Raw genomic sequence first — 11796 nt, forward strand, 5'->3', positions numbered from 1 at the left:
CCCAGTTGAGTGATCGGCTGGGGTTTTTGCGTTGAGGCCAGTGAAACGCACATACCTGGGCGGCCCCCACCGATGGTAGTGTGGGGCTTCCCCATGTGAGAGTGGGTCATCGCCAGGCATTGAATAAAGCAGAACCCCAGTTGAGTGATCGACCGGGGTTTTTGTTTGTTCATGCTTTGTTTGTGCAGTAGGTAAGCCCCAGACAAGAAGTCCGGGGTTTCGGGTATCATGGAGTAATTATCCAAGAAACGCCTGATAAGCCTTATTATTCGTCTCCTCGCAATAGTTGTATTCTAAGTCAGCCAGAAATTTGGCTATGTGCTGTCTCTCTGTTTCTGGTACTTCCAGACCTACGGCGACGCGGCCATAGGCAGCACCATGGTTTCGGTAATGGAACATACTGATGTTCCATCGGGCACCCAGTTTATCCAGGAAGTTGAGCAGGGCTCCCGGACGTTCCGGAAATTCAAAACAATAAACCACCTCATCCTTCACTGCTTTACTGTGGCCGCCCACCATATGGCGGATATGCAACTTGGCCATCTCGTTTTCACTAAGGTTCTCTACCGGATAACCTTTCTCTTTCAATTCATCGATCAGATTATCGATAGGCATCTGATCAGGATGAACTTGGACACCTACAAAGATTCGGGCATTTTTGGGATCATGGAAGCGGTAGTTGAATTCGGTGATGTTCCTTTTACCGAGGGTTTCACAGAACTGTTTGAAGCTGCCTGGTTGCTCAGGGATGGTGACAGCGATGATCGCTTCGCGCTTCTCACCCAATTCTGCACGTTCAGAAACATAGCGCAGACGATCAAAATTTATATTGGCGCCACTGGCTATAGCCATCAGTTTTTGATGACTGGCACCTGTCTCACTGACATACTTTTTGAGGCCAGCCACACTAGCTGCACCGGCAGGCTCACAAACCGAGCGGGTATCATCAAAGATATCCTTGATGGATGCGCAGATTTCATCAGAGCTGACCGTGATCACTTTATCAATGTATTGCCGACAGAGCTTGAAGGTTTCTTCACCGATCTGTGCTACGGCAATACCGTCGGCAAAAATCCCCACATGAGGCAATGTTACCCGCTCATCAGCTTCCAGAGCTGCTTTCAGGCAGGCAGATTCTTCATACTCAACGCCGATGACCTTGATATCGGGACGCAGATATTTGATATAGGTCGCTATACCCGCTGCCAAACCGCCTCCACCGACAGGGACAAAAACCGCATCGAGCTGTCCAGAATGCTGACGGAGAATCTCCATGCCGATCGTGCCCTGACCGGCAATCGTGTATGGGTCATCATAAGGATGAATGAAGGTATAGCCCCGCTCTTCAACGAGTTTCATGGAGTAAGCCAGTGCCTGATCAAAGGTATCGCCATGAAGGATGACCTTGGCTCCTCTGGCTTCGCAAGCTTTGTACTTTATTTCAGGAGTAGTGCCGGGCATCACGATAACGGCTTCGATACCCATGGTTTTGGCTGCCATAGCCACGCCCTGGGCATGATTACCGGCAGAAGCACAGGTCACCCCGCGGGCTTTTTCCTCGGCGGTTAACTGGGCCATCTTGTTGTAAGCGCCCCGGATTTTAAATGAGAATACGGGTTGCAGGTCTTCACGCTTCAGAAAAACCTGATTATTCAAACGCTTGCTGAGAAAAGGAGCCTCATGAACAGGAGTCTCAATCGCCACATCATAAACTTTGGCTTCGAGTATCATTCTTATGTACTGATGAGGCATGGGACTTCACTTTCTTAATAACTTATCTTGGTTGGACTGATTCTAAACAGCCATGTACGCAAGAAACAATCTTTAATCGTGTTCAGATAATAAAAGGTTATACGGAATTTAAGGTATTTAGTTCAGCGGGGGCGTATTTCTGGGGGTATAATCCCCGCTTCATTGTATATGACCGCAAGGTAGAGACATGACCCAGGACGAGCTGAAGAAGGCGACTGCCGAGGCTGCATTGCAGCGGATTCTCCCTCATCTGGAAGATGATATGATCATCGGTATTGGCACGGGGTCCACGGCCAATTTCTTTATTGATGCTCTGGCAGAGCACCGAAACAGTTTTGATGGTTGCGTAGCCAGTTCAGAGGCTTCTGCCGATCGTTTGAAACAGCACGGCATTCCAGTTTATGACCTGAACAGTATCGGTGAACTGCGCTTTTATATTGACGGGGCCGATGAGTCCAGTGATCACCTGCATCTGATCAAAGGCGGAGGAGCGGCCCTGACAAGGGAAAAAATTGTGGCTGCAGTGGCGAAAGAGTTTATCTGTATTGCAGACGAGAGCAAGCTGGTAGACGTGCTGGGCGAATTTCCGCTACCTGTTGAGGTTATTCCTATGGCTCGCAGCCATGTTGCCCGAGAGTTGGTTAAGCTGGGCGGTGACCCCGCTTACCGGGAAGGGGTTATGACGGATAACGGCAATATTATTCTGGATGTATGGAATCTGAAGATTACTGACGCCATAGGTCTGGAAGAAAAAATCAACCAGATTGTGGGAGTCGTGACCAACGGTTTGTTTGCGGCGAGACCCGCTGACGTGCTACTGCTGGGTACTGCTGAAGGGGTTAAGACCATCAAGCGCTGAGTAACGCGAGCCGGGTGCAAACCCGGCCATTTTTCCTGACATCTCAGCATGAAAAGTTATTCATCACAGGCACTGATAAATAATGTTTTCTTGACTCGTAGCTGTTAGAAAATGGAATTCAAAAAAAAGTGAAGTGAAGCCAGGACGCTGCCCAAAGAAAGTGACAGTATAATCAGTTCGCCGGTGTTCAGTTCATGATCCTGAGTATTGTGTTGTTTTGTATCCATACTGCTTCTCCCTACATCTTGTTATGAGCATTCCCTTGCTGGATATTTACACTCTAGGTCTGTAATAGTTCTGCCGCCTTACGACGTTGGTAGATATTTAGACTTAAGTCGAAGAAAAAAGTTTGGAAAAAAAAGCTGCTATGACTGAAAAAAATCCTTAATATAACTTTTCGAGAGAAAGAAGGATTTAAATAATCAGAAAATGGAATTAGGTCCTTTCCAAGAGAACAACAGCATGATAAGAAAAATGAACAAAACTCTGGCCGCTCTGGCGGTATCTGCCGCCGTAGCAGGCGCTTCCGGCTTGGCTCAGGCCGCCGACACTATAAAAATCGCTTTGGCTGGCCCGGTCACAGGTCCTGTAGCCCAGTATGGTGATATGCAGTTCAGTGGTGCAAAGATGGCTGTCGAGCAGATCAATAAACAGGGGGGCGTCAATGGCAAGCAGCTGGAAGCGGTGGTCTATGACGATGCCTGTGATCCCAAACAGGCTGTAGCGGTTGCCAACAAGATCGTTAATGACGATATCCGCTTTGTAGTGGGGCACCTGTGTTCTTCTTCCACCCAGCCTACTACCGACATCTATGAAGATGAAGGCATCCTGATGATCACCCCCGCCTCCACCAGCCCGGATATCACCAGTCGTGGGTATGAATTGATATTCCGCACCATTGGACTCGACAGTCTGCAAGGACCTACTGCAGGTAACTACATCGTAGAAAGCATCAAGCCCAAGCGCATGGCGGTCATTCATGACAAGCAGCAGTACGGTGAGGGCATTGCAACAGCCGTTAAGAACACGGTTGAAAAAGCCGGTATTGATGTAGCTGTCTTTGAAGGTGTCACATCAGGAGACAAAGACTTTTCGGCACTGATTGCCAAGTTGAAGAAAGAAGATGTCGATTTTGTTTACTACGGTGGCTACCATCCTGAGCTGGGTCTGATTCTGCGTCAGAGTGCGGAAAAGGGTCTGAAGGCTAAATTCATGGGGCCTGAAGGTGTTGGCAACAAAGATATTTCAGCCATTGCCGGTCCTGCTTCAGAAGGTCTGCTGGTGACATTGCCGAAGAGTTTTGATCAGGATCCTGCCAATGCCACACTGGTAGCTGCTTTCAGAGCAAAAGGTGAAGATTCATCCGGTCCTTTCGTATTCCCTTCCTATTCTGCCGTTCAGGTTATGGCTGAAGGCATGGAGCTGACCAAGAGTGAAGACCCGGACGAAGTAGCCGAAGTTTTGCGTTCAAATACCTTCAGTACGCCAACAGGTAACCTGGCCTTCGATGGCAAGGGAGACCTGAAAGACTTCAGCTTTGTCGTCTACGAATGGCATGCTGACGGAACTAAATCTGAAGCTTCAAAATAAGAGCCCGACCGGAAAATACCATCGACTATAACTGTGTTGGTATTTTCATTAAAGGGAGTGGTCTGCTCAGGCCGACATTGAAATGTTCAGTTGTCGGCCTGTTTGTAACTCATCTCCCACCTCTCAATCCCTGTTCAATCTCTTCCACACTGGGCAACTGCGATTGCAGATTTTCCGGCAGTGACTGAGTGAGCTGGTATTCCGAGACGCCAATGGGCTTTTGCATATCGCTGAGGGAATACTCTGCTACCAGCTTGTCTTTGTTCTTGCATAGCAGGATGCCAATGGTGGGCGCATCGCCCTCTTTACGCAGCTGTTCGTCCACGGCCCTGATGTAAAAGTTCAGTTTGCCTGCGTGTTCTGGTTCAAAATCAACCGTCTTTAGCTCAATCACCACATAACAATGCAGCTGGGCATGGTAAAACAGCAGGTCGATATAAAAATCCCGTTGTCCTACCTGTATATGATACTGCTTGCCCATATAAGCAAAGCCAGCCCCTAATTCCAGCAAAAACTGGGTGATATGCTCGGTCAAACCCTGCTCAAACTCACGCTCGTTGTAGTTTTGGGTCAAGCTCAGGAAATCAAACACATAGGGGTCTTTCAGGGTCTCTTGTGCCAGATCAGATTGTATGGCTGGCAGGGTGGTACTAAAGTTACTGACGGCCTGCCCCTCACGCTGCCAGAGGCTACTTTCTATCTGGTGAGTCAGAACACTCCGGCTCCAACCGTATTTGATAGTGTTCTGCACGTAATACAGGGCTTCCTGCTTACTTTGGCATTTATTAATAATCAGTTGATTATGCCCCCAAGGTATTTGGGTTAATTGTGCAACAGGCTGTTGCGCAATTGACCTATCTTCAGACCAGAACGTATACCATTGTCTGATCAACTCAAGATTTCGACGAGAAAACCCTTTGATTTCAGGAAATTCCGCCATTAAATCCTTACTGAGCTGTTTCAGGAAGCCGTCGCCCCAATTAGCTTTGGACTGTCGACGAACAATGTCCTCCCCCAGTTCCCAATAAAAAGCCAGTAAGGTCGAATTCACCTGAACAGTTGGAACTACTGAACAGGAGCCTAACGAGTTATTACGTTTTTATTCGGCCTTAATCCCAATGGAATTAATGGTTCCAAGCTTTGATTGTAATTTTTACGGATAAATTACACTTTTTTTGTAATTACATATAACCCTATCTGTTCTATGCTCTTTAACCTAGGATATATGAGGCATTGAGCTATGACTGAAGTATCGAGGTATGAGTCGAAACTGTTTATTCATCATGCACTGGAATCTGTAAAAAGTTCAGGTGGGAACCAGAAACAGTTAGCTGAGTTGTTGGGGATTGAAGAGACTCGGCTTAGCGAAGCAAAAAATGGTAGATACTCTATTACCCCATCCGCTAAGCAAATGATTATTGAACATTTTGGTATGCCAAGACCTGGAAAAGGTGTTTATGTCAAAGGTGAGGTTTATGACAGTCTCGATGAGTTCATATGCAACTATGAGCAATCCAGTTTGGATAGGCACTTAAGTCGCTTAGCTAAGACGTTCAGTAGGTCGGACTATCAGGAAATTGCTTGTGGTTTATTCTATTGCTTGGTTGATAATGTAAGCGCTTCAGAAAAGCGCGATCTGAAAATTAAGATGATCAATGGTATTTTAAACGATGATCGCTTTGTAGAGTGGGGGAAGAAAGTAAGTTCGTATATTTATGGTGTTGAAAACCCCGCTTGTAATTCTCATAAAAGCTATGATGATCCGCCTGAACCTTTACCAGATTTTTCTTCTGAGCTAGAAAATGATCTGCTGAAAGGTTTTATTGATAGCGAGAGGAAATTATTTTCTTTTCCTAAAGGAAGGGATATTCATAAAGAAGAGTTTCGGAACACCTTTTATTGGCTGTGGCTATTAAAATACCATATGCCTGAGTTCAAGTTTGGTTTTCCTTTTGATGTGAAAACTCATCAGATGAAACAGATTGTTCTTACTGGGCGTGTAATAATGGATGACACCCATCAGACTGAAAAGGTTCGAGATATCAATCTTCACAAGGCCAGCGAGGTATCCACTCAATACAGCAGATACGAAAAGTTGGGTCATGTGCCTTATCTTGGGAGATATGTTCATCCGGAAGTAAGTATTGATCCACAATCCAAAATCAATTCAAAACCCGACTACTGGCCAATAACCCATCTCAAGTTATTTATGAATGAGTCAATGGAATATCACCTATGGATTAAGCTGGCCAGAGATTATCAATATAGTGATTCTCCTCAGATGGCAGATGAACGGGATATCATCATACGAAAAATACATTGGAAGGATTTATTTTCAGATATCGAGAAAATCAGAAAGTGGGTTGGCGCGGCTAACAGTCCAGAAGAATCTATCAAAACACAGATCGCGCTAGCTGGTGGATTTATTCCTGGTGCTGAAGTCCTTTGAGTCAGAACAAATATGGAAATCTTACCCTGCACTTCAGCAATGAAGCCCAGTGCAGGGCACTCACTCACCCCTTCAACATATCAAACACAACCCTGGCAAAGCCCCGAGCCAATTCAGGGTTGGAAAGATACTGCAACATCATTTCCTGTTGGGCTTCGTTGCTGTCCATTACAGCGTCATCAATGGCTTGTGGGAAGTCACCGAGCAGTGCTTGTTCAGCGGTATTGTTCTCAATCTGCTTCATCACGGTTTCGTTTTCGGCCAGTTTGTCCCGAACGGTGAAGGCATAACTGATCAGATCCGCATCGGTGAGGTTGTCGGTAATAAACATCTCATTCAGCCGTGCCACAATCTGGGATAAGAACTCTTCTTTCTTGTTCTTGGGTTTGGCTGAACCAACATCGCTGGAGGGTTCCAGTTTATAGCCCTCAGCGTCTTCCTTCAGTTCCCTCTCTTTTAAAGAAATGGCCTGCTGTCGAATCCTGGACAACCGGTAATGGCTCATCACCACGTTATCCAGGTCGATGTCATCTTCCTCGATGATTTTTTCACGGAGCAATGGGCGCAGATAGCGGGCGAAGAGGCTGAGTTTTTCCAGATCCTTGTCGTCGTAGTCCACAATCTGGGACATAAACTCGTAGAAACGGGTGAAGGTGCCTAAATCCTTCTTGAAGATTTCCAGCCGGTCTTTTTCCTGCTTGCACTCTTTGAAGCTGTTCTCTGCATTCGCGATCAGCACGGCATCTTTGGTCTTCTTGGTGCGTTCGAACATCTCTTTGGCAAGAACATAAGCCTCTACGGCGGAACTGTACCTTTTCTGCCAGCGATCCACAGCGGGCTTGCAGATATTGCTCACCGCTGCATTGCTTTTGCTCTTGGAAAGAAAAGCCTCGCAGAACTGTTCGACTTCGTTCCGGGTAAAGATACCGCTGGCGCGGAGTTTTTCGTAAAGGTCGAATACTTTATCCGGGTCTGTCACATCCGCCAGTTCAGCGATTTGGTAATACGGCTGAAACGCGTCCAGAATCTCTTCCGGCTCATTGACGAAATCCAACACAAAAGTGCCGCACTCGGCTTTCCCGGGGTAAGTACGGTTCAGGCGGGACAGGGTTTGCACACATTCAACTCCCCCCAGAGGTTTGTCCACATACATGGCGCAGAGCTTGGGTTGGTCAAAGCCGGTCTGGAATTTGTTGGCGACCAGCATAATCTGGTAGTCGTCGGTGTCGAAGGCTTTACGCATGTCCCGGCCTTTTAGCGCAGGGTTCATAGCGGTTTCAGTAAATTTTTGGTTCAGCAGAGCAGCGCTGTCCGGGTCGTCTTTGTGAAATTCCACCTCGCCGGAGAAGGCAATCATCACGGCGATCGAGCTTTTGCGCTCTGAAAGATATTTATCAAACGCCAGCTTATAACGCACCGCTTCCTTACGGGAACTGGTGACCACCATTGCCTTGGCCTGACCACCCAGCAAGCCCATGACATGCTCTTTGTAGTGCTCGGTGATGACTTTCACCTTCTGGGAAATATTGTACTCATGGAGCCGCACCCAGCGGTTGAGTTTTACCTTGGCTTTTTTGCTGTCTACCTCTTCGTCCTTGGCCTCTATTTTTTGGGCCAGCTGATAAGCCACCTTGTAGTTGGTGTAGTTTTTCAGCACGTCGAGAATAAAGCCTTCCTCAATGGCCTGGCGCATGGAGTACACATGGAAGGCTTCGGGCAGGTTCTTCTTGGAAGCAGGCTCATTGGGCTTGGGCAGGCGACCAAACAACTCCAGAGTTTTCGCCTTGGGTGTCGCAGTGAACGCATAGTAATTCAGGTTGCTGCTGCCCCGGCGTGAGGCAATGGTTGCGTCCAGCATATCTTCTGAAGACAGTTCTTTGTCCTCATCCCCATACTCTTTATCAGAAGAGACACCCTCCACCATCAACACTTCTTTCAGCTTGCGGGCGGTGGAGCCGGTTTGTGACGAATGAGCTTCGTCGGCAATCACGGCGTAACGGCGTTCCTTCAGTCTGGTACTGTTCTCAATGGCCGCCAATACATAAGGGAAGGTTTGGATGGTGACAATAATAATCGGTTGAGCACTCTCCAGGGCCGCTGCCAGCTTCTCCGACTTGGAGCCATCGCCTTCTTTTTTGTTGATACGCCCCACTACACCGTCGGCGTGTTCAAACTGGTAAATGGTGTCTTGTAGCTGATCGTCCAGCACGGTTCGGTCGGTAATGACTATCACCGAATGGAACTGCTTATTGCCTTCGTCATCATAAAGAGTGGAAAGCTGGTGGGCAGTCCAGGCAATGGAGTTGGATTTACCGGAACCGGCACTGTGCTGCACCAGATACTTGTTGCCTGTGCCTTCCGCCCTGGCCGCTGCAATCAGCTTGGTGACTACATCCCACTGGTGATAACGGGGAAAGATCAGGGTTTCCTTTTTCGACTTGCGGCCTTCCCAGTCTTCCTTCTCTTCGATCTGCAAATGCACAAACCGACCGATAATATTCAGCAGGTTATCGGGCAGCAGTACCTCGTTCCACAGGTATTCGGTGGCGTATTCATTCTTGTCTTCGGGTGTCTCATTGCCAGCACCGCCTTCCGCCGTGCCTTTGTTAAACGGCAGAAAGAAGGTATCGCTGCCCGCCAGTTTAGTCGCCATATACACTTCGTACTGACTCACGGCGAAATGCACCAGCGCACCCCGTTTAAAAGTCAGCAACGGTTCCGGCTTGCCGGTTTCCGGGTCTTTGGGCAGACGGGTCTTTTGATATTGTCGTTTAGCGTTTTCGATGGCCTGTTTGAATTCCGATTTCAGCTCCAGCGTTGCCACGGGCAGACCGTTTACAAACAACACCAGATCAATGCGCCATGCCTTGGCTTTTTTACCGGTTTCTGCCAGATGTGCGTCGACGCCTTCCCCCTCGGGGGAAGGTTGGGATGGGGGGACAAGATTGACATAAGGCGAATAAACAAGCTCCGGCACCACACGACAACGGTTTTCTTTATAGCGGGCCAGCGTATCCGGGTTCAGGGTATGTTCCGGCATAAACTGGCACAGGGAGAACCGGGCATTGCGAATCTTCAAACCATGACGCAATACGCCCAGTGTGCCAAAGCTGCGAAGCTCCTTATCAATGGCATTAGCGTCGGCTTTCTTTAACTGGTTGACCAGATGGCTGATAAAATGCTGTTCCGAATCCATCGGGAAGCTTTTGCAGAATTTCTGCCATTCCTTCGGCTGGGTGTTCTTCACAAAATCCAGCACATCGCTGGTATACAACGCCGTTTCCCGGTCGTACTGGTCGCCACTGCCCAGTAGCCAGCCTTTGGCTTGCAGGCGGGCGATCATATCGTTTTGGAATATCGATTCGGTGGTACTATCCATATTTCACGGTCTCAAAATGGCACCTAAAGGTCTCTATCTGGGACTTTTCAGGGATTATGCAGACAGTGTCTGCACAATGTATCAATCTGGCTGAATTGTCTCCACACTGCGGAGACAATTCGAGGATTCCACTATTCAGTTTTATTCTCAATACGTTTTCGGGCGTTGCGGACGGCTTGCTGGAAGCGTTCTTCCAATAGTTCTTTGGGTGGCATTTTGGTGAGATAATCTGCAACATGGATATCACCTTCATGTAGCCCCAGTAACTCAATCTGTTCTTGCTTTTTACCTGCACAAAGTATGATACCAACAGGCGATTGTTCACCGGGTCGGCGATCGTATTTATCAAGCCAACGCAGGTATAGTTCCATCTGACCTTTGTATTCTGCCTTGAAATTATCTTTTTTCAGTTCAATAGCCACCAGACGGTTCAGGTCTCTGTTATAGAACAGCAGATCAATATAAAAGTCGTCATCATCGATCAGAACCCGGTGCTGACGGGCAACAAACGTAAAGCCCATACCCATTTCTAGCAGGAATTGCTGCATTTCTCGCAGAATGGCGTCTTCAAGGTCTTTTTCCACGAAGGTGTCATTCAGGTCGAGGAAGTCGAGCAGGTAAGGCTCTTTTAATACAAAACTTTCATTGATCCTGCCTTTTTCCCGCAATTGGTTCAGGTCGTGCTCTATGGTTGTTTCTGGCTTTCTGGACAGCATTGTGCGCTCGTACATCAAGCTGCCCATGCGATTTTGCAGGGTTCGGGTTGACCAGCCTTCCTGAGCTGCCATCAGGTAGTAGAACTCTCTTTTCAGGTCGTCTTCGATATAAATCAGTGCTTTTATATGGGTCCAGCTCAATTGTCTCCGCACTGCGGAGACAATCTCAGGATCGGGAAAAGTCTCCGCAAAGCGGAGACAATGATGGAGTTGTTTGTTGCTCCATCCCCTGCCAAAGGCTGCTGTCAGTTTTTTAGCCAGATCAGTGATAATTTGCTTGCCGTAATCGGCTCTTTCACCTTTCAGCACCTCAGTATGAATGCGCTGCCCCACCTGCCAGTACAGAAGGGTCAGCTCGGCATTTACCGCCACCGCTGCCCGCTGTTTGGCAGACTGGATCAGGTCTTTGATTTCGCCGAACAGGTTATCCGGCTCTTTTGATGAAGCGGGTGTTTTGCTCATACGGTGGCCTCTGTGGGGTGTTCTTTTTGTTCTGTTGCTGGTTGCCAGTCACGGACGTCCTAACCCGGATATTTCATAAACGTGCTCCCGATCTCGCTTGTCCTTTGCCGCTCTATGGGAGTTTTGCTCAGTCGACCGTACTCCCCGGTACGGCGCTCCCTCGCAAAATCCCTTAGAGCGACAAAGTCCTCGGCTTTGGCATCCTGCGTCGCCCTACCTCCCACATCCATGTGGTCGTGCGCGAGATTCGGGGCAGTTTATGAAATATCCGGGCTAAGAGATTTCAGGGAGTGATTTAACCAGATTTAACAGCTCATGGGTTAGCAGAATCAGTTCTTTTAACAGTTGCGGGTTAATATCCAGATGCCCTTCGTATTCCGCCAGGTTACGATGGTTGTGGCATTGATCAAGAACCCGCCATTTTGCACGACTCACGTCTAATGTATGCTGCAAACACTGGAACACCAGATAACGGCTTTCAGAGCGGTAGCCGTGCCAGCGTAATGCAGCAAGTGACAAAGCATGGGCAGCACTCTAGGAGCCTGACCGAGAATAGCTGCCCTACTGCGGCGGCAGCAAATTGGTCTGA

At 48.1% G+C, this 11796-nt stretch carries 9 protein-coding genes; 3 read left to right on the forward strand and 6 right to left on the reverse strand.

All coding sequences use genetic code 11. The features are described from left to right. On the reverse strand, nt 1-245 hold a 245-nt coding region (locus KDK16_RS02420; RefSeq protein ID WP_257274497.1), incomplete at its 3' end, for a hypothetical protein. Then, the gene (gene ilvA, locus KDK16_RS02425) at nt 238-1752 is read right to left on the reverse strand and encodes a threonine ammonia-lyase, biosynthetic (RefSeq protein ID WP_257274498.1); all 1515 of its coding nucleotides are present in this window, start codon (nt 1750-1752) and stop codon (nt 238-240) included. The genes KDK16_RS02420 and ilvA, both read right to left, overlap by 8 nt. 187 nt (nt 1753-1939) lie before the next feature. Between ilvA and rpiA the strand changes: the two genes are divergently transcribed. Together rpiA and KDK16_RS02435 are read left to right on the forward strand one after the other, a co-directional pair. Further along, on the forward strand, nt 1940-2611 hold the full coding sequence (gene rpiA, locus KDK16_RS02430) for a ribose-5-phosphate isomerase RpiA (protein ID WP_257255080.1): 672 nt from the start codon (nt 1940-1942) through the stop codon (nt 2609-2611). Nucleotides 2612-3073: 462 nt separating this feature from the next. Continuing rightward, complete coding sequence (locus tag KDK16_RS02435) at nt 3074-4201, forward strand: branched-chain amino acid ABC transporter substrate-binding protein (RefSeq protein WP_306670695.1); 1128 nt, start codon at nt 3074-3076, stop codon at nt 4199-4201. A gap of 109 nt (nt 4202-4310) precedes the next feature. Here KDK16_RS02435 and KDK16_RS13465 read toward each other — a convergent pair whose 3' ends face one another. Next, nucleotides 4311-5252, reverse strand: a complete 942-nt coding sequence (locus KDK16_RS13465; RefSeq protein WP_257274499.1) for a PDDEXK nuclease domain-containing protein — start codon at nt 5250-5252, stop codon at nt 4311-4313. A 189-nt stretch (nt 5253-5441) separates the two neighbouring features. On the opposite strand from KDK16_RS13465, the gene KDK16_RS02445 reads away from it, so the two are divergent. Next, entirely contained in the window at nt 5442-6650 is a 1209-nt protein-coding gene (locus tag KDK16_RS02445) for a helix-turn-helix transcriptional regulator (RefSeq protein WP_257274500.1), read from the forward strand. A gap of 64 nt (nt 6651-6714) precedes the next feature. On the opposite strand, the gene KDK16_RS02450 is transcribed toward KDK16_RS02445, so the two are convergent. The 3 genes from KDK16_RS02450 to KDK16_RS02460 all read right to left on the reverse strand — a co-directional run bounded on the left by KDK16_RS02450 (nt 6715) and on the right by KDK16_RS02460 (nt 11660). After that, on the reverse strand, nt 6715-10029 hold the full coding sequence (locus KDK16_RS02450) for a type I restriction endonuclease subunit R (protein ID WP_257274501.1): 3315 nt from the start codon (nt 10027-10029) through the stop codon (nt 6715-6717). A 131-nt stretch (nt 10030-10160) separates the two neighbouring features. Further along, entirely contained in the window at nt 10161-11207 is a 1047-nt protein-coding gene (locus KDK16_RS02455; protein ID WP_257274502.1) for a YhcG family protein, read from the reverse strand. Nucleotides 11208-11480: 273 nt separating this feature from the next. Next, nucleotides 11481-11660, reverse strand: a complete 180-nt coding sequence (locus KDK16_RS02460; RefSeq protein WP_257274503.1) for a hypothetical protein — start codon at nt 11658-11660, stop codon at nt 11481-11483. Nucleotides 11661-11796 lie beyond the last annotated feature (136 nt).

The organism is Endozoicomonas sp. SESOKO4, from assembly GCF_024606275.1.